Consider the following 24643-nt stretch of genomic DNA (forward strand, 5'->3'; position numbering starts at 1 on the left):
GCCCATGTCCGCGTTGATGATCCGCAACCTTCACAAGAGCTACGGCTCGCTCGAGATTCTTGCCGGCATCAATCTCGAGGCTAAGACCGGAGAATTCGTCGCCCTTGTCGGCCCGTCGGGTTGCGGCAAGTCAACCTTGCTCGCCATGATCGCCGGCCTCGAAACCGTCACGTCGGGCGAGATATGGATCGGCGACCGGCTGGTTAACTCCGTGCAACCCAAGGACCGCGACATTGCGATGGTGTTCCAGTCATACGCCCTCTATCCCACCATGACGGTGCGCCAGAACATCACCTTCGGCATGGAAAGCCGCGGCGTGCCAAAAGCGGCGCAGGCGGAAGCTGTCCAGCGGGTTGCCGCGCTCCTTCAGATCGAACAGCTGCTTAAACGCAAGCCCGGCCAGCTCTCGGGCGGCCAGCGGCAGCGCGTCGCGATGGGGCGCGCCCTCGTACGCGACCCGAAGCTGTTTCTGTTCGACGAGCCCCTGTCCAACCTAGACGCCAAGCTGCGCGTCGATATGCGCACCGAAATCAAGAAGCTTCACCATCGCGTCGGCAAGACCACGGTGTACGTCACCCATGATCAGGTCGAGGCGATGACGCTTGCATCCCGCATTGCGGTGATGAACCAGGGCTCGGTACAGCAGTTCGACACGCCGAAGCGGATCTACGACCGGCCGACCAACATGTTCGTTGCCGGTTTCATGGGATCGCCGGCGATGAATTTCATCCCCGCCCGGCTTACGGGCTCGACCAGCATCTCGGTACGCGCCGCTGACGGCAGCGACGCCAGCCTTGCTCTTGCCGCGCCGATGCCCGCCGGTGCGCCAAAGGACGTCGTGCTCGGTATCCGGCCGGAACACATCTATCGTTTCACGACCGACCTGAAGTCGCGCAAAACTGCTGTGGCGTCCATGCAGGCGCCGGTCGAACTGGTCGAGCCGACCGGGGCCGAGACGCTTGCCGTGCTCAGGCTGGGTGACCTGGAGATCACCGGCCGTTTCGAGCCGGACGACGCTCCCGTCATGGGCGAGACGATAACGCTGGGCATCGATATGTCGCGCGCCTGTCTGTTCGATCCAACAACCAAGGCGCTTCTGTAATCGATGTCCGTACAATTCGCGACTTATCCGAGCTTGACCGATCGGGTCGTGCTGATCTCCGGCGGCGCCTCCGGCATCGGCGCCGATATGGTCCGTGCCTTCGCCTCGAATGGCGCCCGGGTAGCCTTTCTCGATGTGCAAGATGAGCCAGCGGAGGCGTTGGTGCGCGAGCTCGCTGGTGCCGCCGGGCAGGCTCCCTTATATCTCCATTGCGATGTGACCGACGTCGATGCCCTAAAGGCGTCGGTAGAAGGCGTGCGCGCGCGGCTTGGTCCGGTCGCCGCCCTGGTGAACAACGCCGCCAATGACCAACGCCATCCCATCGACGCGGTAACGGCCGACTGTTGGGACCGCAGCTTCGACGTCAATCTGAGGCATCACTTCTTCGCCGCGCAGGCTGTGCATCCGCATATGAAGGAACTCGGCTTCGGCTCGATCATAAACTTCTCTTCCATCGCCTGGCGTTTCGGAGCGGACCAGATGGTGGCCTATGCCACCGCCAAGGGGGCTGTGGTGGCGCTGACGCGTGCTTTGGCGCGCTCGTTCGGACCGGATAACATCCGCGTCAATGCGGTCGAACCCGGCGCCGTCATGACCGAGCGGCAACGCGAGCTGTGGTTCAAGACGCAGGAGGCAGTCGACCAGACGGTGCAGCGGCAATTGATCCGCCGCGTCCTGCTGGGCGAGGAGATTGCACGCACAGTGCTCTTCCTGGCAGCCGACGACAGCCGCATGATCACCAAACAGTCCATTACCGTCGATGCTGGTCTGCGCTAGTGACGCTTCTTCGCTCTCCATTGGAACCGCCAAGCTGATGCTTCGTCTCGGCCTCAACCCCTACGGACTGACCTATCATCTCGGACTGCAGGGCCGCGGCACGCCGCGGCACAATCCGGACGGCGTGGGGCTGGAAGGCTTCATTACGCTGGCGCAGGAAATAGGCGCACGCACGCTCGAGATCTACGAACCCTGGTTGACCGACTTGACTGACGCCGAAATCGTCGCCCTGCGCAGGCGTCTTGCCGCGCTGGACATCGTCCCGGTGGTGAGCGGCGGATTTCTAGTGGCAGGTCCGCTGGACAACGCCTTTCGGGCTGCGCGCCTGCTCGAGGCGACGACGATCCGTATCGCACTGACGCCTGTCCTGTGCGGCGACCGCAATGCGTGGGGACCGAAATGGAGTGAGTTCAACGCAACGATTCGCGCTGCCTTGACGGAATGGGGGCCGCGTGCGGCGGCCGAGGGCTGGATGCTCGGCATCGAGAACCATCAGGACTTCGGCAGCGACGAACTGGTTGCGTTCTGCGAACTCGGCAGGCCGGGTGTCGGCATCACCTACGACACCGGCAACACCTTTCCTGTCGGCGAGGCGCCGCTTGCCTTCACGCGCCGGATCGCGCCCCATGTCCGCCATGTTCACCTCAAGGATTATCGCATTCAGTTCACGGATGAGGGCTACCGTCTGGTCCGCTGCGCGATCGGCGACGGCGCCGTGCCATTCGCCGAACTGGCAGCCATCCTTGGCGAGCACCACGACACGCTGACGGCGGTGCTTGAGCCAGGCGCGCTGGAGGCCCGTCACGTTCGCTGGCTCACCGACGACTGGTGGAACGGATATGCGCCGAAGACCGCCCGGGAGTTCGCCGCGTGCCTGAGTGCTGCGCGCGTGAACCGCCTTGCGGACGACGCCGATTACCGCACGCCATGGGAACGGGACGATGACGGCGCGCTCGTTTCGTACGAGCTCGACATGATCCGGCGCAGCGCCGCCAACATGAAGAAGTTCGATTTCATTGCAATGGAGAAATCAGCATGACTGCCCGAGAACTCAGCGGCCTGACCGCCTTCGTAACCGGCTCGGGACGCGGCCTCGGCCGCGTGATGGCCGACCGCTTGGCCGGACTTGGCGCAAACGTCGCGGTCCACGACCTCGATTGGACCCGGCCATCTCAATATGGCGAATTCGCGGATCTCGGCGACTCTGCCCGGGGCTTGGAGAAGCATGGGACGCGGGTGACCGCGGTCACCGGCAATATAGGCGACAAACAAGCTGTCGCCGAAATGAAGAGGAAGATCGAGGCCGATCTCGGCGACGTGCACATTCTGGTCAACTGCGCCGGCGGCGACATCGGCGCCAAGGGCGTAAAGCCCAATCCCAACAACGCACTCGATATCGACTACGAAGACATCAAGGTTCTGACCGAGAACAATCTCATAGGCACGATGCTGGTCTGCCAGGCCTTTGTTCCGCCCATGATCAAGCGCGGCTCGGGCTCGGTGATCAACATCGCCTCGGCGGCAGCGCATATCGGATGCTCGCCCGAGGTGGTCTACTCGACGCTCAAGGCGGCTGTCGTCCATTATACGCGCTGCCTCGCCAAGGAATTGATCGACGATGGCGTGCGCGTCAATGCGGTGAGCCCTGGCGCCACCAAGACGGCACGCTTCCAGGCGAGCCGCGTGGTCGATCCGCAGCGTATGGACTCGAGCAAGAAATCGCTGAACCGGTATGCGGAGCCGGAAGAGATCGCCGAAGCGGTGGCCTTCCTCGCCGGTCCGCGCGCGCGCTTCATCAACGGGCAGGTAATCCGCGTCGACGGCGGTTTCACGATCTTTCCAGGTTAAGCCGCGACAGTTCACATCGGCTGCCCAGCTAAGCCTCGCCATCGAGCATAGCGTCACCGGGGTCGACCAGACCCACCCGCGCTTACGTTCGAAGCTTCGGTCCGTCGCGCGTCCGCATGAGCAGGATCGCCGCTATTTGACGCCCACGCTTTCAGGCCAGAGGACCTGGATTTCCTTTGGCAGCGCATCCCGCACCTTTGCCGACTGGCCAAGGTCGATATGCCGTGCAAGCACACGCAGCACCGCGCGTGCCGCATCCCCGGGATCGACAGCACGGGTCGATTTCAATTCATCGGCGATGTGTTGCAGGAACTCCTCGAGCGAGCGTGTCTTGTCGGGCATGTCGGCGGGCCGATAGCGATCATAGTAGGCGCCCCGCACGAGCAGCGGCAGTTCCGCTCCCAATTTAGCCGCCAGTCCGATCTGCAGCCTGTCCCGAAGGGTTCGCAGAACGGCGCCCAATGTATGCCAGGCGACGTGTCGATCCGGACCAAGATCCACCATGATCTCGTCAAGCCAGATGTTTGTTATCTGCAGCGTTTTGTCAAAGGCGTCCAAGCCGGTTGCGCTCATCGTCGCCTCCTCGAAGGTTCTGCGGGCGAAACGGCGACCGGAGATAATTGTTTCGTGGTCATGTGAAAATCGCCTGGCAAAGCGGCGGAAACCGGTTCGGTCGGAGAGGCCTGTCGGCATCAGGTCTGCTCTACGCTCTGCATCTGCCGGATTTCGGCGATCTGTCGGAACCGGCCATTTGCCACCACGTTGAGTGCAGTCACCGCGGCCGGATTGTCGCCTTTTCATGGGCTCCCGATAGGCGATTCCCTTGAAACGGATATCGCGCACTGCCGCCAGAACGTCGCGCCGGCTCGGATATCCCTTGGATACAGTGCTGGCGTCTTTGATCGCGGCAAGAAGAAGACAGGCCGAATCGTGGGCGTTCACGGCATAATTGCCGATCGGTCCGAAGCGCGCTGCATAGCGCGCGGCAAACTCGGCCGAACCGCCACCCTGCCCGGTTCGGGCGTGGCGGAAAGCACAAGAACGTCTTGGCCAACACTGAGCTTGCGCTTATCGGTTCCGAACGCCGTCAGCAATGAGACCAGTCCTCACGTTGCCCGAACCCGGCTTTTGCCGGATATCTCTTGACCGATTGAGCGGCCCGCGCCGACAATGGCATTGGGAAGATGGCGGGATGTCGCCCACGGTGTTCGGCACCACTTGGCGAAAGCTGCGAAAGGGTTGTCATGGATTGGAAGCTGGAACTGGTCCCGGTCCCCGTATCGGGCGTCGACAATGCCATCGCCTTTTATGTTGGGAAGGTCGGCTTTCACCTCGATCATGATCACACGGTAAGCGACGAGATACGTTTCGTGCAATTGACGCCGCCCGGTTCGGCCTGTTCGATTGCCATGGGCAAAGGCATCGTCGACAGCACCCCGGGATCCATACGGGGTCTGCAGCTGGTTGTGCCCGACATCGATGAGGCGCACCGGCATCTGGCCGCCCAAGGCATCGAGGTCAGCGATATCAAGGATTTTCCCTGGGGCAGATTTGTCTTCTTTGAGGATCCTGACGGCAACACATGGTCTGTCCAGCAGCTCCCTCCTCGCAACTGAAGCGGCGCGCTGCGGCAGGACGATGCTCAACCCAGACGCGATGACCAAAAGAAAAGGCCGGACTGTTGAGCCCGGCCAAGCGTGAAGGTCTGTAACCTCCAGAGGGGAACGCGCCGGACGCAATGGGAGGAGACATCCGACGCAATCCGCATATGGGTCGCTACTGGTGACGTTTCAATGACATGCAGTGGACCAACGTCGCCTCGCCATAGAGCCAGGAAGGTAAAGCATTCGAAGGGACCGGTGGATCGCGCCGCCTGGTGGACACAAAGGTCGCCGAATGCAGGCGGCTCCTTGCATAGGGACTTCAGTCTGTAGGCCTGTCGACCAAGGGCCTGCACAGCCGAACTTTGGTCCGAAGCTGCTATCGCAAAAGCCCGAAACGCGAGAGTTTCAGGAACCGAGTTCAGAAGAGCCCCGTTGCGATGCCGACTGTTACAGGAGGCCGCTATGGATTCGAGCGTTCACCAGGCGCGTTGGCTGCTTTTTCCGTTATTTGGCCTGTGTTTCGGGATCGCAGCCATTGGATTTATTGTTGGCTGACGGTGAGAACTCGGCGCCCCCGCCGAGAGACGCAACGAAGCGAAGGCAAAAGACTTGCGCAGTAAATAGTCCCTTCCTGCGCCAGCGAGACCCACCAGTTACCATCGTGGGGCTGGTGGGTCTTGACCTTACCGATACAAACCATTGTTTTAAGCATCACACGAATTCGAACTGGAGGCAGCACGACAGGTCCGTATGATTAAGGGGATTTCCGCCATGCGAGTGGCAAGTTCGTTGATGACGACCCGGAGACGAAGGACCGGATCTTCGCGAGGACGTCATGTCGGCATTTCTGTAGTCGTTTTGACCTTCGTTCTCGTCGTGAGCCCCTATCGCGTCGTGTTCGACGGACTATCGCAGCCGCTCGGCCCGCAGGCCGCCTGGGCCAAAGACGGCGGGAACGGCAACGGCAATGGCGGGAACGGAAATGGGAATGGGGGCGGCAATTCCGGCAATCCGGGTGGAAACTCCGGCAATTCGAACTCGAACGCCGGTGCCGGCAAAGGCAAAGCAAAGTCGCAGGACGACAATCTCCCTGATCCCGCCGCTGCGGTAACCCCGGGCAGCAGGCCAAAACTCTTTATCAATGCAACCACGGGAGACCGGATCGAGGTGAGTGGGCCGAGCATTGGCGTGGTGCATTCGAACGGCCTCAGCGAGCGCGTTGATAGCGGCCAATATGAAATGCGGGATGCCAAGGGCCGTACCATCATTCGGCGCCTGGCGACGCGTTCCGATCGGGACAGGTTGCTTGAAATGATCAACTGAGGCCGGTTCACATAGCCGCCTGTGCGGCAATTTCGGCTCAAGCATGATCGCGAACAGGCGAATGCCGGCGCTCAGTCGCATCGCGTAAAGTCATTGCGGCTTCGGTCCTGTTGCTGACGTTGAGCTTGGCCAGGATTCGCGTCATGTGGTGCTTTATCGTTTTCTCATGCAGGTTCAGCCGAAGCCCGATCCGCTTGTTGCTCAGTCCCGCGGCAACCAGCGTCAGGATCTCCCTTTCGCGGCTGGTGAGTTCGGCAAGTCCGTCGGCTTTCGCCGGCTCATTTGATTGAGCCGACAGATCGGCCAACAGGCGTGCCGACAATTGTGGACAGACATATCGTTCGCCCGACGCTACCGTGCGCAGGATCGTAGCCAACGTCCTCGATCCGACCCCCTTCAGAACATAGCCCCTTGCCCCGCTCTGCAATGCGGTCATCACGTGCTGGTTTTCTTCCGAAACGGTCAGCATCACGATTTTCAGTGCCGGATGGCTCTCGAGGGCCGGTCCGATCACGCTGAGGCCGCCTCCGGGCACCGAGATGTCCATCAGCAGAATGTCGGGCCGCCGGTCTTCGACTATCCGCAAGGCATCATCCCTGCTGCTTCCTTCGCCGACGATCTCGAACCCGCCGATCTGATCGAGCGTGCGCACAACGCCTTCCCTGAACAGCGGGTGGTCGTCAACGATGGCGAGCCTGATGGCTGCTGTCATGTCTGCCCCATTTCAACGATGTTGAGAGCCATTTTCACGATCGTGCCACTTTGTGAGGACGTCACGGTAAACTGGCCCCCGAGGCTTTCCACCCGCTCGCGCAGCCCAACAAGCCCCAGCCCCTCGGGACGCACGATTTGTGGATCAAAGCCGGGGCCGGCGTCGGACACTTCGATACAAACGCGTTCGCCGTCGAAATGTTTCTCGACCGACTGACCTTCACCTCCGGCATGACGGAATCCATTGTTCAGCGTCTCCTGGACGAAGCGGAAGATACAGATCCTGGCCGCTGGCGACAGCGGTGTATGGCCGCCGGTCATCGATAATCTTACTTTGACGCCGGTTCGTTCTTCATGCGCCTGTACGGCAATCTGGAGAATTTCACGCAGTTCGGCATGCTCTATATGCGGCAGGACAAGGCCCTTGCTGATGCTCCTGATCTCGCGCATGGCATCGTCCAGATGTGCTTTGATGGCCCGCAATTCCTGCGCACGCTTCGATTGCGGCGTAGCAGGATCGGCAATGACCGGGCTATCGATCCCCAGCGCCGCGAGAGCAACCAGTTGCGCGGGGCCATCGTGCAAGTCCGCGCCGATGCGCCTGAGATAGCGTTCGTTGAGTGCGGTGGCACGCTGCGAAGCGCGCTGCACCCGCAGCCTCAAAAATCTGTTTTGAGCGAGCAGATCGGAAAGCTCGGCAATGCGCTGTTTCAACGAGCGGCTCTGCGAACTGATCGTGCGGCTGCCACGAAACACGATTGCCGACAGCCCGAGAAAGAAGGCCGCTGTGACCGCGGCAACGTCCAGCCAGGTTCGAATGAGGGCCTGATGCAGGTTTCTTTCAAAATCAGTGGCGACTTCGTAGAATTCCGAAACGGCCACCACTTCCCCCGACCATGGCTGCAGCACCGGATTGTAGATCTCGAGGAGATGCAAGCCGCTGGCTCTTTCGGCCTCGCTGTCCGGATCGTCGAGCCTGTCGAACTCCGAAACCATTTGGCCGGCGAATGCCGCCCGGAGATTGTCGCTGGGTTCAAAGCGCTTGCCGATCAATGTCTTGTCGGTCGAATACAGGATGGTTCCGTCGCGACGCCAGAGCTTGAAGGATTCGAGCCTTGTGCCGAGTGCCCCTTGTCCCAGCGTTTCATCGAGCGCATGGGCTACGCTCTCGTCGAGGACTTCGCTCTTGCGCATATCCGGAAGCAGCGGTGCAATAACGCTGTCCACGTAAAGAGCCGTAGCGGAAGCCGAATTCTGCGTGACCACGGTTTCTATATGGTTCGTGACTGAAATCCCCACCACCACCATGGCCGACAGGGAGAATAGACCACCCGCGAGCAGGAACTGCGTGGCCAGCGACAGCGCATTCCAGCGGTCAACGAGGCTTGTCAGCCTGTGTGGCCTGGTATTCCGAATGGCCCGCTCGGCAGCACGCCGCGCCAGTGGCGCGATTCTGGAGAGCCGGCTAATCCGCTGTCGAACGTCGCTAAAAGACGCCATCCTAGGTGTGTAACCGATCAATCGCGATGGAACTAGGGCCTGATGAGAGGGCGAACAGCGCATCCGACGCTTTTTTGCGCAAATCGTCTCATTGGGTCGTTCGGTAAAGCTCGGACGCAGCCTGCTTCAGCGCCGCCCGCCCGTCCGGCCTCAGATACATCATGTGCCCGCCTTCCAGCACCTCGCTGCGAATGGGCTTTGCGCCGGCAAGCGAAGGAATTTGACCAAGCAGGTAGCGCGAGCCCATGTACGGCGTCACCAGGTCGCTGTAGCCGTTGACGATCAGCACGCCGAGGCTGGGGTTCAGCGTGCGCGCCTGCTGAAGGTCGTCCATGACACCCGCATAGCCCTGACGCGTCGGGCTCGTTCCATAATCCCAATTGCCGCTGACTTCGCGGTTGAGAAGCCGATAGCTAATATCCGTACGGAAGTTCAATTCATCACGCACATATCCGACGAAAGCGGAGGTAAGCGCCGGCACGCTTCGGTCGAGCACCGGATCGGGACCCTCGACTCCCAGGCTCTCTGGCGCTACGTCCGCCGTTGCGATGTTGCCGTCATAGGCGCTGAGAACATTGCCCTTTGCCCGTGCAAACTCCTTGGCGAACAGCCCTATGGGAATGCGTGCAAAGTGCCGCTGGACGAGATCGAGCGGCAGACCGGTGATTGCGGCGACACGCTGGCTCGCCAGGCGTCCACCCTGCTCCAGCCCACCGGCTAGCGCGGCCAGATATTCGCCGAGCGCATAGCGTTCGACTTCCGCCAGCCGCGCCTGCAGGGCCGGGCCGGAAACGCCTTCGCTGTGCAGGCGAACTGCCGCCAGCGACGGCAGTTCCAGCGCCCAGTGGAGCGGCTGGAACTCGTCCGGACGCACCAGCGTGAATTCGAGCGCCGGCGAAATCAGCACGACGCCGCTCGGGCTGATGCCGATGTCTTCCTGAAGCTTCCTGGCGAGCAATGCTGCTCGAAAGCCGCCATAGCTTTCACCAGCCAGGAAGACAGGCGATGCCGTACGGCTGGTCTGCGCCAGATAGAGCCGGATAAACGCGCCTATCGACGCGGCGTCCTGGCTGACGCCCCAGAAGCTGTGTGCTTCCGTGCCGGGCGCTTCACGGCTGTAACCGGTTCCGACAGGGTCCACAAAGACCAGGTCGGTCATGTCGAGCCAAGTGTCGGGGTTGTCGAACAGCCTCTGCGGCGGCGGCAGGAAACTTCCATCGGCCGCTGTCGCCAGAACCCGCGGACCGAGCGCGCCCAAATGAAGATAGGCGGAAGCTGCTCCCGGACCGCCATTGAAAACGAAGGTGATCGGGCGACGCGGATCCGGTCCCGTTTCTTTCCCGGCGTGCAGAGCATAGGCGACATAGAAAATCTCGGCGGTGATATCGCCTTTGCCGGACGGTAATGACAGCGTGCCGGCCCTGGCGTCGTAATCGAGCGTCCGTCCGGCAATGACGATCGAATGATCGGAAGTCTGCGGCGGTGGCAGGAGCGAGAGAACCCCGCCTGTGGGCGGCGGCCGCTGGGCCGTCTCCGCATGACCGACCCCAGTTCCGGCAACCAACAGCAGAAGAGCGAGGGCGATTTCTTGCAGCTTGATAGGCATGACGTCTCCGGAGCAATTGGCTGGAAACTAGCACACCGTCGGCCGAACCAAAGTCACAGCACCGTGCGCCAGTACGTCTGACAAGAAGGGATCGGTTTGGGAAATCCGATGCCCAGGCGGAAGATAGGGCGCGAGGGTCACGGCGGCAGCCTCAACCTCTTGCAGCGGATGCGCGCGGCGGAATGACGTACCAAACGACTTCGTGAATTTTCTGCCGGTTGACTCGATTGGCTCACTTCCTAGGTTGGCATTCGGGGCTCCCGTGCAATCCGAAGTTGGTATGACATCTTTCCACACCCGAAAGCTTGCCCTTCTCCTTCTATCGGCAGGCGCCGCCATCCTGTCATCCTGCGTCATGCCAGACGACACGTCGAGCACCGCGAGGGAAGACGCCACGGCGGCGGCAGCCCGCAAGGAGATGGTTGGCCTTAGCGAGGCGGACGTTCGAATGTGCGCCGGCTTTCCGACCGCCACTGCCGATGTCGGCAAATCCGGCCAGATCTGGACCTATCAGCGGGTCGTTCAACGCGGCAATCTCAACATTGTGGTTCCGACCATGGCCATTGGCCCGGTCCCTGCGCTCGGAGGTTCCGTTAACGTCGCCCCCGGCGGCTATTGCAACACGCAAATTCGAATGGTTGACGGTCGTGTTGCCGAGGTTGCCTACGCCGGCGACAACAACCTGCCGAACAACCGCGATGCGCTCTGTGTCAGCACGGTGGACGCCTGTGTCGCCTATGCCCGTCAGTATCATCCAAGCAGGGCAATGGGCCGAACAAGATAGCGGGATGAGTGGCATTGCCGCCGACCTAAACGTCTGGGGTTTCTGGATCTCGATCGAGCATCACTGATTCGAACTGATGTTCCCCGCTCTCAACCGCCGACCCGTCTCCATCGCGAATAGTGGAGAAATAGCGGTCGGTTCCGACCTGCCCGCCCTTGAGGGCAATTTCCAGCCCGTCGATCGCCTTTATGCGCGAATGCGCCACACAAAGCGGCGAGCCCGGCGATGCCGGCAGCGGCATTCGCACCGTCAGCGCGTCGACGCCCATCTGGCCAAGTGCATGGCTCGACGTGTCGCCGCCGGCGATGACCACGCGCGGCAGCTTCTCTTGAAGCGTCAGTTCGCGGAGAAGCTCGCCAAGGCCGCGCCCGAGCTTATGGCGGGCGCCTTCCCTGAGATCGATTTCAGCACCGCGGTCGGCCGCAGGTCCGAGCGCGGTGTAGAGGATGATGCTCCGCCCGGCCCGTAGGCTGGAGCGGCCGGTTGCGACCGCGCGCGCAATAGCGTCGTTCGAAGCCTCGGAAACCAGTTCGACCGGGTCGAGCTCGATCCCGTCGAAGCCTTCGGCCAGGGCATGCCGGATCTGTCGTTCCGTCGTCGGCGAGCAGCTCCCCGAGACCACGGCGATCCTGTCGGCAGCGCCCGGCGGCGAAAAGGCGGGTTTGGCATCCACGATTCGGTTCGATGCCCATTCGACCAGCAAGGCATATTCGATGCCCGAAGAGCCGACGACGAAATAACTGCCCGGCTTGCGAGCGCGCCAAATCTCCTTGCCGGCAAGCGCTTGGGTTTCCAGGCTGTCGACATCGACAAGCACGATCCCTGTGCCATCCTCCACAAGCCGGTCGAATGCTTCCGACCGTGACGCAGACTGCAGCGTTGCCAGGTCGATCAGGCCCGAGCTGAGGTCTGTCTGGCGCGACAGATGGATCAGCAGGTCGGATTCGTCCATCGGCGTGATCGGATGGCGGCTCATCACAGGATGGCGGTCGATGCGGAAATATTTTTCGCGATAGGCCGCGAACAGATGGCCGAAGGCGGTGTAGCGCTTCAGCTGCGGCGCGCCGACCACCAGCGGCACGCCGTCTTGCCGGAAAACCGAGCAGCCGATCTCGATCGCCCGGCCGATGCTGCCGATCGCCGGGCTGGAATCGAAGGTCGAGCAGACCTTGTAGTGGCAGATCTCGGCGTTAAGGGTCTTCAGCCAGGCGAAGGCATCTCGCAGATGCGTGTCCATCCACTGCGGCGTCTCGCTGCGGCTGGTGCCGGCCAGCCCGACGGCGCGGCAATGCGCAAACTGCGAAAGCAGCGCCTCGTCCGGCTGGCGCATGAACAGCACGGTCGGCACGCCGCCGAGCTCGAGCGCCTCCATCACGTCGGTCGAGCCGGTCAGGTCGTCGCCATAATAACTCAGAAGCAGGTTCTGCATGGCGTCAGGCCGCCTTGCCGTCGCCGAACTTCTCGATCGACCGCGCCAGCTCGACATGGCTCAAGGCATAATCCGACAACGGAATGTCCTGGACCGCCGCCTGCCAGGCCTGCTGCACGGCGCGCACGCCGGCGCCCGGCCCGTCCGGGTGGCTGACGATGCCACCGCCGCACAGATAGAGAAGATCCACCGTCCGGCCGGTTCGCTGGAACGTTTCAGGCGCCTGCCCTCCCCACTGGCCGGAACCGGCGACCGGCAATGCGCAATCGGCCGGCGAAAAGATCGGCGTGGCCACCGCCTTGAAGGATTCGACGAAGGACCAGTCGGGTTCCCAGTATTTCGAGGCGATGCCGTTGATCTGGAACTGGTCGACGCCAAGCAGGCGCCAGAACTGCTGCCAGACCTTGAAATCCATGCCAAGACCGGGATGACGGGTGAGAATGTCCCAGCCATTGCGGTGGGCATGGAGCACAAGGCTGGAGCGTTTTCGAAGGTAAGCCATGCCGCCGAAACCGATCGAATTGATGTTGACCACGGCGCAATTGCCGCCGGCCTTTGCCACCAGGTCGTGGTTTCGCATCATCTCGTCGGGATCGGCATGTGAGATGCCGAAGGCATACATGACCTTCTTGCCGGTCTTCTGCTCGTGGTCGAGGATCAGCGGCATGATTGCCCTCACCCGCTCCGACAGCGGTGAATAGGCCGGGCTCATCAGCTTCTCGTCGTCCTTGATGAAATCGACGCCGGCTGCAATCAGCTCTTGCACCATTGCGGCCGTCTCGGGCGGGCGGAGCCCCAGCGCCGGCTTGACGATGGTCCCGATGATCGGACGATCCGCGACACCGGTCAGCCTGCGGCTGCCCGTGACGCCGAATTGCGGGCCCGGATGCGCGCCCCGGTACTCCTCGGGTAGCCTCATGTCGACGATCCGGATACCGGACAGGCCCTTGATCGAAAATGTGCCGCCGATGGCGATGGTCATCAACGCCGACAAGTCGGTGCCGATGGCGTCTAGCGGAAACGCGATGTCGACGTCGGCGCGCTTGACCGGGCCATTGCGCGCTTCGGGACCGGTTTCGGGAAGAGACGGCCGATCCGCATCGGGCAGATGCCGTATCGCCAGGACTCGCGCCGCGACCCTGGCCTTGAGCTCTTCGGTCTCGCCGGCCAGCGCGACGAAGGTTCCGGTCGACTGGTCGCTTGCGATCTTGGCCGCCAGCGCCTCGATATTGCCGGGCGTTTCGATGCGATAGGTGAGAACAATCATATTCGCGCGGCCTGCCGGGGTGGTTCGAAAAAGGTTCCTTGGCCCTTGAAATCTGGTATAATGAGTACATAAGCTTTGCAAGCCCTATCCGGCTGGGCAGAGCCGGACGAGCCGGCAGCAGGCGTTCCGGAATTCGCGCCGAAAATGCTAGATAGGGGCCGGTCAAAGGAGTGATTCGCGACGATGAACCGTTCGGAGCCGATCGTCCGGCGCAAGCTTTCCGACGAAGTATTCTTGAGACTGAAGCGCCTGATCACCAGCGGCGAATTGCTGCCGGGTGACGACATGCCATCGGAGCGCGAGTTGATGGAGCGCTTCGAGGTCGGCAGGCCGGCGATCCGCGAGGCAATGCAGGCGTTGAGCAATATGGGCCTCGTCGCGATCTCGCATGGCGAGCGGGCGAAAGTGCTGCAGCTGACCGCCAAGTCGATCATCAAACAGGTCGACGGCGCCGCCAAGATCATCCTGTCGTCGTCGAAGGACACGCTGGAGCACCTCAAAAACGCGCGTATCTTCTTCGAGCGCGGCATGGTCAGGGAAGCCGCGGAGAAGGCAACCGCCGAGGACGTGCAGCGGTTGCGCGCAACGGTTGCAGAGCAGCGCAGCCATCGTGGCGACTCGGAAGCCTTCATATCCGCCGACATGAAATTCCACACCCAGATCTCGGCAATATCCGGCAACCCCATCTATGTCGCCGTCAGCGAGGCAATGCTTGGCTGGCTAAAGGAATACCACACGGAAATGCTGATCTGGACCGGCAAGGAAAAGTTCACGCTGACCGAGCACGAAGAGATCATCGGACGCATCGAAGCCAAGGATGCGGATGGCGCCGAGAAGGCGATGATCAAGCACCTCGAACGCTCGCGTGCGCTTTACGTGATGAACTCCGGCAGCTGAAAACCAAGAGCAAGGTCCGGACCGGCGTAGCGGCCTGCACCTGCTCTCGGCCTACTGACTGACCACAGATCAGCCTGAGCCCGGACCGACGCAGTTTTCTGTTGCCCTCTGAATCCGATGTATTTGCCGCGTGTTTTCATTCAACGATTTCAGCATTTGCATCTTCCCGGCCACGGATTTCCGCGGCCCCGCTTTCATCAGCAAGCCCGCATAGGCCCTCCTGGAGCCCGCGCGCTTGTTCTGGAATTGGCAATTCTTGCAAGGACTATGCTAGGCTTGCCATCCGAGACCGGCACTGGAGTACCGCAATGGCTGTCAGGAGCCTCCACGTTGTGATCTGGCTGCCGTCGAATTTCTATTCGGCCGTCGTCTCGACGCTCGTGGAAATGTTTCAGCTTGTGAATGATGTCTGCCGTTCGCAGGTTCTCTCCTGTGAGTTCGTTTCAAGGAGCGCGCCGTCGGCATCAAGCACCGGAATTTCCTTCCCGACAAAAGCTCAACCATCGCGGAAAATGGATGTCCTGATTCTTGTTGCCATGCCGGGTGTCGAGATTCCGCAGCTTCTGCGCTCGCTCGACGAGGAGAGTGAACATTCAAAACCGCTGATCGCGCTCGCGCAGCAGCAGGACGCAATCATCGCAGCACATTGCGGCGCGTGTTATCTGCTCGCCAATTCGGGATTATTGGACGGTAGACGCGCGACGATATCCTGGTGGCTGAGAGCCGAGGCAAGCCGCCGGTTTCCGCAAGTGCGATGGGACGCTTCCCGGCTCCTCATTCGCCAGGACCGCCTTTACACATGCGGAGGCGGGTTTTCCGGACTCGAACTCGCCAGGGCTTTGCTGATCGATCTGGGCTTCTCGAAGGAAGAGCGGATCATTCGAAAACTTCTGGTTCTCCCGCCGCCGCGCACATTCCAGAGTCCCTACGAATTTTCCCTGGATGGAATTTCGAACGGGGCCAGCCCATTCGAGGACAAGTTGCGTGAGCTCTCGAAAGACAAGATGTCGGAAATCGATCTGAAATTTCTGGCAACCGAATTGGGCATGTCTTCGCGAACCCTCTCTCGCAGGTTTTTCGACGAACTCCAGACAACGCCGGGAAAATGGATCCAGGAAAGGCGGCTGGAGTTGGCAAGGTCCATGCTTGAGGAAACGAAACTGAGCGTTTCAGAAATTTGCTATCGGGTGGGTTATCAGGACGTCGCCTCGTTCAGCCGTCTTTTTTCCAAGACAACTGGAATGGCACCGGGCGAGTTTCGAAAGCAAATCCGGTGACAACTCGGCAGCGGAGTGCTGCGGCTACACGCAACCGCTACGCAAGTGCGGCTACCCATGAGCCTCGGCAATGACTTCAGCCGATCCGGACGATTGCGTAAGGTGTCATCACAAGATGGTCTCGGCCCGACGTATCGCGCGGAATCTGGCGTGACAGTCGTCCATCCCAAATCTTGAGAGGACCCTGATCGGAGCCGAGCCCGCAAACGTCGACCGGAACGTCGACCGGGGTAAGGTTCGCCAGCCAGATGATGATCTTGCCTGTCTGGGAGCGGCCGGCAAGTGCCAGGACCCGCCTCTCATCGGTCGTTGTCGCCGCTACATGCGCATGGCCGGCCAGATCGCAAAGTCCTTTCACCGCGTGGAAAATCGGCCGGGGTGTACCGTCTTCGACAGGTTCGCCCGACGAGGCCAGCACGCCAAATGGTCCGGTGAAGCTGCAGAGCGTCAGCATTTCCAGTTCGGCCGGCGCAACACGTGCGGCATAGCCGATCGTCCATGCGGCTCCGAACAGCCCGGTATGGCGAGGGTCGCGGTCGGCCATGGCAATGCGCTGACTGTCGGGATTGGCCTTGGTCGCACCGCCATAGGGGTTCTGGCGCATGGCAATGGTCGACGGCCCGATCCGATAGGGTTTTGCCCCGAAGATCGCCCTCACCGAGGCTGTGATGGAAGGCAGCGCCTCCAACGATTGCATGACGCTGAGATCGTCGGCGGCGTGCACGATCGGGCAGGTACAATGCGTGACGAAATCGAGCGGATCGGCCGGCACACGCTTGCGATTGAGTTCGGTGAAATAGCTGAACATGCCGCCGCCGAGGCGGCTGTCGGGAAAGGCGCGCCGCGTCGCGGCATAGACGTCCTCGAGCGGCGGGCAGTGCGGCCACGCGCTGCCCGGTGGCGTCGACTGCCGGTCGACCGAGGGCGAAACGGCAATGGCCGAAAGCTTGAGCCCGGCCTGCCGCACCCTGTCGGCGACGCCTGAAAGCTCGGCGTCGAGATCGCCGTCGCCGGCAATGACACATTCGAGCGTTGTCCGGACCGGATAGGCGGCGGCGAGCCGGGCGTAGGATCGCAAGGCATCGAACTCGTGGCCGCGCGTCGGGTCATAGTGGAACATCAATTGCTGCGGGCCAAGCTCGGACAGCACCGACAGCTTGCCCAGCGCCGCCTCGACCTCATCCGGGTAGATGATCACGCCGATATCCGGCAGCACCGGTCCGGCTTGGCCGAGCGTGACACGAATCGGTTCGGCGCTTGCCGCGGCAGCCGGCACTTTCCCGCCACCCTCCATCCGCAAGCTGATGGTCTGGCGGAAGGTCTCGCCGGCAGGCAGCACGTATGGCCATGGCAGCGCGAGCGGCCGGACATAGGTCTTGTAGGAGGCATCCGACCAGTTGCGCTGGTCCTCCATCTCGAAAACGTCGCCTTCCATCCGGCATTCAGCGGTGACGCCCGGCCGGACCTCATGGGTGATCGCCCGCAGGTCTTTGAAAGGCTGCCAGGGATCGATCGACTCTGGAAGCCGCGTTGCGACCACGCTGCCATCGGTATGCTCGATCGCGACCGGGCTGCCGGCAAGGCCGGCAATCGGGTGCAGGATGCAGAAGCCGCAGCGATTGGTTTCGAAATCGCTGTCGGGAAGAGCGCTCACGTCGAAGATCAATTTGCCATCGGCGGAGCCCTTGATGGTGGCGCGGAAGTCGAGCCGGCTGCCGTCCGGTGCCCGGCAATTTGCCGAATAGCTGACGGAAAAAGCCTCGGCATTTTGTTCGATGGCAAGATCGGCCAGTCTCGGCTCGTAGGTGCCCCAGTCGCGATCCCTGACGATGTAGGCGATAGCGCGCAGAACTTCGGTGCCGCCATGCCGAATGGTGCGCAGATTGCCGTTGACGAAGTCCGCCGTCAGCGCGCCGGCTTGCAGCCTGACCGGTTCGGCTTCAACGGCACGTGTGCCGTAGAGGAGGAAGGCGTCGGCTGTCATTTCAGCAAGGCGTCGAGTTGCACCGGCTCCCGGCTTGCGGCGCCGGCGTACGCTGCCTCGACCAGCGCTAATGTCTTGAGGTTGTCCGCGCCCGAGGTCGCGGGCTCGGTTCCGTTGGTCAGGCAATCGACCCAATGTTTTTGAATGGCGACGACGCTTTCCTGGATGTTGTGCCACGGCCGCGATGCCCAGGCCAGCAGCGGCGGCGAGACGTCGCTAACGACCGTCCCGCTCCTGCCGGTGACGGTGAGGCGGTAGCCCTGCGCCAGCCGGATCGTGCCATCCTTGCCGTCGATCTCGATCAGCGTCTCGGGGAACGGCTCTGTCGCGAGCTTGCTGGCGTAGCTGCAGTCGACCATGGAAGTGGCGCCGCCCGTGTGGTCCATCAGCATCGTCGCAACGTCCTCGCCGGTTATGCCGGGATTGACGCGCGCCGTTCGCGCGGTGACCGTCGAGACGTCGCCCAGCAGAAAGCGGGCGATGTCGAGGATATGAATGCCTAGATCCTCGATAATGAAGCGCCTTCCGGTCGCCAGATAGGGCTGGCCGGAAAACACGTCATAAGCCGATCGGAACGAGATCCGTCCGAAGAAGGGGGTGCCGATTTCGCCGCTGTCGAGCACCGCACGCACCGCCTGGATCGGCGACTGCCAGCGAAAATTCTCATGCACCATTAACGGCACGCCGGCGTCGGCGCAGGCTTTCACCATGGCCTTGGCGTCGGCAAGCGACGGCGCGAACGGCTTTTGGCAGATTACCGGAACGCCATACTGCGCCGCCATCTCCACCAGCGTTCTGTGGCTTGGTACGGTGGTAGCGATGTCGACGAAATCCAACCTTTCGCCGGCAAACAGCGCAGCAGCGTCGGTATAGCGCCGCGAGATGCCGAACTGGTCGCCGACGACCCTTAACCGGTCCGGATCGCGGTCGCAGATGGCGGCAATCGAAGCGCTCTCTATGTCGCGCCAGGCATGCATCTGGTTGACGGCAAAGAAGCCGCAGCCGATCAGCGCGCCACGCAGCTCCGCCATGTCAGCCGGCCTTTGCCATCTGCATCAGCGTGACACGGCTCTGCAGCCGGCGCTGTGCCTGGTCGACGACAACGGCTACGATGATGACGAGGCCCTTGATTACCATTTGCCAGAACGAGCTCACCCCCATCATCACCAGCCCGTCCGAAAGGATGCCGATTACGAAGGCGCCGACAATGGTGCCGCCGATGGTGCCGCGTCCGCCCGACATCGAGGTGCCGCCGAGCACTGCCGCGGCAATGGCGTTGAGTTCGAAGCTCTCTCCGGTCGCCGGATGCGAGGCCATCAGTTCGGACGAGATGATCAGCCCGACGATCGCCGCGCAGAACCCGGAAAACATGTAGACGAACATCTTCACCATGTTGACGCGGACGCCCGAAATCCGCGCCGCCCGCTCATTGCCGCCAACGGCGAAGATATGGCGGCCGAGCGGAGTGTATCTGGCGAGATAGGCCGCCCCCAGTGCGACGACGACCAATATCCATATCGAAACCGGCAAGCCAAGCAGCCGGCCGGCGCCGAGGAAGCCGAACCCCGTGGTGCCGAGCTCCGGCTTGCCGACGAGATTGGGGAAGGTGCGCCCGTCGGACGACAGCAGTGCCAGGCCGCGTGCGACATAGAGCACGCCGAGCGTGGCTATGAACGGCGCAACGTTAAGCCTGGTGATCAGCAAGCCGTTGACGGCGCCGATCAATATGCCGACGGCAAGCGTGATCAGCGCGATCTCGAAGACGTTGAAATAGATGGTGTAGCCGACCTGCAGGTCGACGCCGTTGAGCACGAGATAGCCGGCCACCATGCCGCACAGGCCGACGATCGAGCCGACCGACAGGTCGATGCCGCCGGTGATGATGACGAAGGTCATGCCCATTGCGAGGAATGCGTTCAACGCCACGTGCTTCGACATCAGGATAAGATTGGCGGCCGATAGGAAATTAGGGGCAGCTATCGAGAAGAATAACAGCACGGCGATCAGCGCGATGAACGTCCTCGCCTTCATCAGCGTCAGCAGGACCGAGCCGCTCGAAATGGAGTTGACCACCGCCTTGGCTGGAATGTCAGTCATGCGCCTTGCTCTCCGTGCGGGACCGGGCCGTGGCCGAGGGCCGAGGCAGCGACGAGCGCGGCCTCAGTCGCCTCCGCGCGATCGAAGATACCGGTCAATTTTCCATTGCTCATCACTGCGATACGGTCGGACAACGCCATCACTTCGTCGAGATCGGAGGTAGCAAACAGGATCCCCAGACCGTCGCGCGACAGCTTGCGCATGGTGCGGAAAACGTCGGCCTTGGCGCCGACGTCGATGCCGCGGCTCGGCTCGTCCATCAGCAGCACCTTCGGTCCGGTGAGCAGCGCCTTGCCGATCACCACCTTCTGCTGGTTGCCGCCCGACAGCGAGGAGACTTCCTGCGTCGGATCGGCGACCTTGATGGCCAGTTCGCGCACCGTCTGGGTCACCGCCTGTCGTTCGGCGGCACCACGAATGTGGAACAGGCGCACGAACCGCGACAGGCTGGCCAGAGTCAGATTGCTGGCGACGGAGAGGAGCGACACTAGCCCTTCGCGTTGGCGGTCTTCGGGGATCAGCGCCAGCCCGCGCCGGATGCGCCGCGTCGTGTCGCGCTCGTGCACCTTTTTGCCGGCAATGAATATCGCGCCGGTCGAATGGCCGTGGCGGCCCATAATGCAATCGAACAGCTCACTGCGTCCGGCGCCCATCAGGCCGTAGATTCCGAGGATCTCGCCGGCGCGCAGCGACAGCGAGACGTGGTCGACCGCAAGCCCGCCGGTGAGGCGCGGTAGGCAAATGTCCTCGGCGCGGAATATCTCTTCGCCCGGCACATGGCCGTCGGCCTTGGCGAAGTCCTTGGCGTCCGAGCCGATCATCTGCCGCACGATCCACTGGGTGTCGACGTCTTTCATCTCCGCCTGGCCGGTGATGCGCCCGTCGCGCAGCACCGTGATGGTGTCGCCGATGCGGATCAATTCCTCGAGCCGATGCGAGATGTAGACGATTGCCACGCCGCCCGCCTTGAGGTCGGCAATCACCTTGAACAGGATCTCGACTTCCGCCGCGCTGAGCGCCGAGGTCGGCTCGTCCATGATCAGGATGCGCGCATCGAGCGAAACCGCCTTGGCGATCTCGACCAGCTGCTGCTGGCCGATGCGCAGATCCTCGACCAGCATGTCCGGCCGTATGCCAGCCTCCAGGCGTTCAAGAAATTCCGCCGCGCGGCGCTCCTGCTCTTTGCGGTCGATCTTGCGGAAGCGGTTGGTGATCTCGCGGGTGGCAAAAATATTTTCGGCGACGGTCAGATTGCCGAACAGGTTGAGCTCCTGGAATACCATGCCGATGCCGCGATTTACCGCGTCCCCGGATGACGAGAAGGAGACCTCCTCGCCGTCCAGCAGAATGCGCCCGAGCGTCGGCTGCTCGACGCCGGCGATGATCTTCATCAGCGTCGATTTGCCGGCCCCGTTTTCGCCGACCAGCACGTTGACCGCACCCTTGCGCACCTCGAAATTCGCACGTTTGACCGCGACGGTGCCGGAATAGACTTTCGAGACATCCTCCAGCTTCAGGATGACGTCTTGATCGCCGGTCATGGCTTCGGCCCGATCTCTGCCTCCGCCGGCGTCACCAGCGGCAGGTCCCGGCCGCTGCCTGGCGTATAGGCACCGAGGATCTTGACGCTTCGGCCCTGGAGTGCCTCGCGCGGCAGCTTGGAAAGCACGGTCTTGTCGGCGTAGGCGTTGAAGGCCTTGCCGAACTGGGCGAAGTCGATCTGGTTGGTGAAATCGTTGAATTGAATGAAGTCAAGGCTGTCGCGCAGCGCTGTACCGCGCATGGCGGGTCCGATCTGCACCCGCGCATCCGCCTTGCCGTCGCCGTCGGCATCGACGTCCATTGTCGCCGCGCGTGACTGTGTATTGGCTGCAACGACCTTGCCCTCGAGCCGGACGGCGAAGGTCCACGGCGAATTCGCCTGCTTTTTCGGATTGCCGTATTTGGCGCCGGCAGCGGCGGGATCGGTCTTCGCCAAAGCATGAACCTCGGGAAACGGGCCGGCCTTCTGCTGCAGATAGGGTATCGCTTTCGCCGCCCAGATGTCCTCGACCATCTTGTCGGGATTGAAGGCCGAGCCAGTGCCGCCGTTTTCCGCTGACGGCGTCGGCAGGATCTTGCAGGCGGTCAGGCTGATTATAGCTGCAAGGAACGACACGACAAGGATCGGCCGGGTCAGCGTGTTGAACATGTCGGCTCGTTCGGCATGGCGGTCAGGAGCACCCAGAGAAATGGAAGCAAGGGCGAAATGGAAGCAAGGGACGAACCGGAGCTCGTCCCTTGCGCTTGATGTTACGCCGGCTCAGTTGGTCAGCGCGAACGTCTCCAGCTTGGCGGCATTGTCGCCATTGACCAGGACGCAATCCATCAATTGCTTTTCCTCGGCCGGAGACTTCTTGTTCTTGATGAAGTCGTTGGCCTGCTCGACCGCCATCTGTGCCTGCGCGAAGGCCGGCTGCAGGACCGTCGCCTTGATGCCGCCGGAGGTTATCGAGTCGCGCACGTCGTTCGACCCGTCGAAGCCGACGACGATCACGTCCTTGCGGCCGGCAGCGGCAAGTGCCGCATAGGCGCCCATCGCCATCGTGTCGTTGCCCGAGATCACGCCCTTGATGTCCGGATTGGCCTGGAGGATCGATTCCATCTTGGAGTAGGCCTCGGTCTGGCTCCAGTTGGCCGACTGCTGCGCCACCATCTTCAGGTCCGGATAGTCGTCGATGACGTCGTGGTAACCCTTGGAGCGGATGCCGGCATTGGTGTCGGATTCCTTGCCGACGAGCTCGACGAAATTACCCTTCTCGCCCATCAGCTTGACGAATTCCTGCGCGCCGAGCTGGGCGCCCTGATAATTGTTGGAGACGATCTGCGCGACGGCAACGCCGGTGGCATTGATCTCGCGATCGATCAGGAAGGAAGGAACGCCTGCATCCTTGGCCTTCTGCACCGCAGCGACTGTGGCGTCGGCGCCGGCATTGTCGAGGATGATCGCCTTGGCGCCGCGGCCGATCGCCGTATCGATCAATTCGGACTGCTTGTTGGCGTCGTCGTCATGGACGAGCACCAACGCCTCGTAGCCGAGTTCCTTGGCCTTGGCCTCCGCGCCGACAGCTTCCGCCTTGAAGAACGGATTGTCATGCGAGGGCGTGATGATGGCGATCAAATCCGCCGCATAGGCGGGTGCGGCGGTGCCAAGCGCCAGCATGCCGGCGAAAGCCGCAAGCGTCATTCTGCGTGTCAGTTTCATGTATTCCTCCCGTTGAAAATCCGCGCCTTGTCCCAAGGCTATATGCATTCGATTTCGCTAGCCGGCCGTAGGTGGCGGGTCGCGTCAGATTCACAAGCCTTTGCCGGCTTCACTTCGACGGATCGCTTCCCACTACCCTCCACTCATCCAACCCTGAGCCTGCTGCGAAGCTTGACGGTCCGATCCATCGAACAGCTAAGGCAACTGGTATAATGAGTCAATGACAATTTCAGGTGACATGTTCCGAAAGACGCGTCGCTGCCCTCAAGTGATGCGCTGAATGCTCGCGGCAATCTCCTCCGGCTCGAACACCCGTTTCCAGTCGTCGCGCATCAGAACCGGCTTGCCGAACTCTATCGCCTTGTTGCAGGCGTCGGAGAACACGCCTTTGGTCTCGCCGAAGATGACGGCGCCAAGCACGTTCATATGACCAAGCAGGAAGTCGAGCGCCGCCTGCTTGTCGACCCCGCGCGCCACCACCTCGTCGACCGCCTCTTTCATGACGACGAGCAGCGAAGCGCATACCGTTTCCGAAAGGCCGGGCTCGAGCAGGGCCATCTGATCGACAGTGACGCGATGGGAGCGCATGACCGGCGCCCAGATGATCTTTGCGATCGCCTCACCCTTGGCGAAATCCTCCTCCGGTCCCTGCATCAAGGCGCTGACCATATGCTGCTTGGCCTTGACGCCGCCGAAATAGTCCTTCTTGGCCGCCATGTCGGTCTCGTCGTTGAAGATCGGCGGATGGCAGGGGTGGGTGACGAAATAGGTCAGGTCCGGCCGCTTCGGCAAATGCCCGGCGAAAGGTGCCGCGGCGTCGAGCACGACGACCATCGTGCCTGACGCAAGCTTGCTCTCGATACTCGCCGCAACCTTGCCGATGTGCGTGTCCGGCACCGCCAGGATCACCACATCGGCGCCATCAAGCGCCTCATCGGCGCTGACGGCATCGATGCCGAGGCCCGACTTCAGCCGCTCGCGGCCGGCGTCGCTGACCTCGACATGGCGTATCGTATACGAAGATCCACGAAAATTGGTCGCCAGACGGTAACCCATTTTGCCGCCTGCACCAAACAGCGCAATCGTTGTCATATATCCGTTACTCCTGAATTCCAACGACGGCCCTGACGATCGTCATCCCATTAACTTGTATGCACATTGCCGCCGGCTGGCGGATAAAAAACGCGGGGAAG

Annotated in this window: 22 protein-coding genes; 9 read left to right on the top strand and 13 right to left on the bottom strand. The window is 61.9% G+C overall.

All coding sequences use genetic code 11. The annotated features are described in order from the left end of the window. Window positions 1-4: 4 nt before the first annotated feature. The 4 genes from NKH17_RS03640 (at window position 5) to NKH17_RS03655 (ending at window position 3727) form a co-directional block, all read left to right on the top strand. Complete coding sequence (locus NKH17_RS03640; protein ID WP_352478365.1) at window positions 5-1102, top strand: ABC transporter ATP-binding protein; 1098 nt, start codon at window positions 5-7, stop codon at window positions 1100-1102. Between the two features lie 3 nt (window positions 1103-1105). Next, the gene (locus tag NKH17_RS03645; protein ID WP_352478363.1) at window positions 1106-1879 is read left to right on the top strand and encodes an SDR family NAD(P)-dependent oxidoreductase; all 774 of its coding nucleotides are present in this window, start codon (window positions 1106-1108) and stop codon (window positions 1877-1879) included. A 124-nt stretch (window positions 1880-2003) separates the two neighbouring features. Then, complete coding sequence (locus tag NKH17_RS03650) at window positions 2004-2918, top strand: sugar phosphate isomerase/epimerase family protein (RefSeq protein WP_352970154.1); 915 nt, start codon at window positions 2004-2006, stop codon at window positions 2916-2918. Continuing rightward, window positions 2915-3727 carry an SDR family NAD(P)-dependent oxidoreductase gene (locus NKH17_RS03655; protein WP_352478359.1) on the top strand — a complete coding sequence of 271 codons (813 nt, stop codon included), beginning with the start codon at window positions 2915-2917 and terminating at the stop codon, window positions 3725-3727. The genes NKH17_RS03650 and NKH17_RS03655 overlap by 4 nt, the downstream gene beginning before the upstream one ends. Before the next feature lie 132 nt (window positions 3728-3859). Here NKH17_RS03655 and NKH17_RS03660 read toward each other — a convergent pair whose 3' ends face one another. After that, the gene (locus NKH17_RS03660) at window positions 3860-4300 is read right to left on the bottom strand and encodes a DUF2267 domain-containing protein (protein WP_352478436.1); all 441 of its coding nucleotides are present in this window, start codon (window positions 4298-4300) and stop codon (window positions 3860-3862) included. 671 nt (window positions 4301-4971) lie between these two features. Here NKH17_RS03660 and NKH17_RS03665 point away from each other — a divergent pair. After that, complete coding sequence (locus NKH17_RS03665) at window positions 4972-5343, top strand: VOC family protein (RefSeq protein WP_352800062.1); 372 nt, start codon at window positions 4972-4974, stop codon at window positions 5341-5343. Between the two features lie 846 nt (window positions 5344-6189). Further along, entirely contained in the window at window positions 6190-6654 is a 465-nt protein-coding gene (locus NKH17_RS03670) for a hypothetical protein (protein WP_352478355.1), read from the top strand. Window positions 6655-6691: 37 nt separating this feature from the next. Here the strand turns inward: NKH17_RS03670 and NKH17_RS03675 are convergent, their stop codons facing one another. From NKH17_RS03675 to NKH17_RS03685, 3 genes are all read right to left on the bottom strand, one after another. After that, complete coding sequence (locus tag NKH17_RS03675; protein ID WP_352478353.1) at window positions 6692-7366, bottom strand: LuxR C-terminal-related transcriptional regulator; 675 nt, start codon at window positions 7364-7366, stop codon at window positions 6692-6694. Beyond that, entirely contained in the window at window positions 7363-8865 is a 1503-nt protein-coding gene (locus NKH17_RS03680) for a sensor histidine kinase (protein WP_352478351.1), read from the bottom strand. Before NKH17_RS03680 ends, NKH17_RS03675 begins: the two co-directional genes overlap by 4 nt. Before the next feature lie 88 nt (window positions 8866-8953). Then, window positions 8954-10471, bottom strand: coding sequence for a S10 family peptidase (locus tag NKH17_RS03685; protein WP_352802023.1), 1518 nt, complete (start codon window positions 10469-10471; stop codon window positions 8954-8956). Window positions 10472-10751: 280 nt separating this feature from the next. Here NKH17_RS03685 and NKH17_RS03690 point away from each other — a divergent pair, with 280 nt between their 5' ends. After that, a complete protein-coding gene (locus NKH17_RS03690) occupies window positions 10752-11255 on the top strand; it encodes a hypothetical protein (RefSeq protein WP_352896983.1) in 504 nt (167 codons plus the stop codon). A 25-nt stretch (window positions 11256-11280) separates the two neighbouring features. Here the strand turns inward: NKH17_RS03690 and NKH17_RS03695 are convergent, their stop codons facing one another. Next, the gene (locus tag NKH17_RS03695; protein ID WP_352802025.1) at window positions 11281-12684 is read right to left on the bottom strand and encodes a four-carbon acid sugar kinase family protein; all 1404 of its coding nucleotides are present in this window, start codon (window positions 12682-12684) and stop codon (window positions 11281-11283) included. 4 nt (window positions 12685-12688) lie between these two features. After that, window positions 12689-13951, bottom strand: a complete 1263-nt coding sequence (gene oiaX / locus NKH17_RS03700) for a 3-oxo-isoapionate-4-phosphate decarboxylase OiaX (RefSeq protein ID WP_352896985.1) — start codon at window positions 13949-13951, stop codon at window positions 12689-12691. 183 nt (window positions 13952-14134) lie between these two features. On the opposite strand from oiaX, the gene NKH17_RS03705 reads away from it, so the two are divergent. Next, a complete protein-coding gene (locus NKH17_RS03705) occupies window positions 14135-14848 on the top strand; it encodes a transcriptional regulator NanR (protein ID WP_023720267.1) in 714 nt (237 codons plus the stop codon). A gap of 308 nt (window positions 14849-15156) precedes the next feature. Then, window positions 15157-16125, top strand: a complete 969-nt coding sequence (locus tag NKH17_RS03710; protein ID WP_352896987.1) for a GlxA family transcriptional regulator — start codon at window positions 15157-15159, stop codon at window positions 16123-16125. Window positions 16126-16201: 76 nt separating this feature from the next. On the opposite strand, the gene apnL is transcribed toward NKH17_RS03710, so the two are convergent. From apnL to NKH17_RS03745, 7 genes are all read right to left on the bottom strand, one after another. Further along, a complete protein-coding gene (gene apnL / locus NKH17_RS03715; RefSeq protein WP_352896989.1) occupies window positions 16202-18109 on the bottom strand; it encodes a D-apionate lactonase in 1908 nt (635 codons plus the stop codon). Beyond that, window positions 18106-19140, bottom strand: coding sequence for a Gfo/Idh/MocA family protein (locus NKH17_RS03720; protein WP_352896991.1), 1035 nt, complete (start codon window positions 19138-19140; stop codon window positions 18106-18108). Before NKH17_RS03720 ends, apnL begins: the two co-directional genes overlap by 4 nt. A gap of 1 nt (window position 19141) precedes the next feature. After that, window positions 19142-20206, bottom strand: coding sequence for an ABC transporter permease (locus NKH17_RS03725; RefSeq protein ID WP_352702875.1), 1065 nt, complete (start codon window positions 20204-20206; stop codon window positions 19142-19144). Next, on the bottom strand, window positions 20203-21747 hold the full coding sequence (locus NKH17_RS03730) for a sugar ABC transporter ATP-binding protein (protein WP_352896993.1): 1545 nt from the start codon (window positions 21745-21747) through the stop codon (window positions 20203-20205). The genes NKH17_RS03725 and NKH17_RS03730 overlap by 4 nt, the downstream gene beginning before the upstream one ends. Then, window positions 21744-22397 (bottom strand): DUF2291 family protein, encoded by a 654-nt coding sequence (locus NKH17_RS03735; RefSeq protein ID WP_352896995.1) that lies wholly within the window; start codon window positions 22395-22397, stop codon window positions 21744-21746. The genes NKH17_RS03730 and NKH17_RS03735 overlap by 4 nt, the downstream gene beginning before the upstream one ends. A gap of 111 nt (window positions 22398-22508) precedes the next feature. Continuing rightward, a complete protein-coding gene (locus NKH17_RS03740; RefSeq protein WP_023675475.1) occupies window positions 22509-23450 on the bottom strand; it encodes a D-ribose ABC transporter substrate-binding protein in 942 nt (313 codons plus the stop codon). A 264-nt stretch (window positions 23451-23714) separates the two neighbouring features. Beyond that, window positions 23715-24542: a phosphogluconate dehydrogenase C-terminal domain-containing protein gene (locus NKH17_RS03745; protein WP_352506281.1), complete on the bottom strand. Its 828-nt coding sequence runs from the start codon at window positions 24540-24542 to the stop codon at window positions 23715-23717. Window positions 24543-24643: the final 101 nt, after the last annotated feature.

This window comes from Mesorhizobium sp. M1334 (genome assembly GCF_040317995.1).
Classification (GTDB): Bacteria; Pseudomonadota; Alphaproteobacteria; order Rhizobiales; family Rhizobiaceae; genus Mesorhizobium.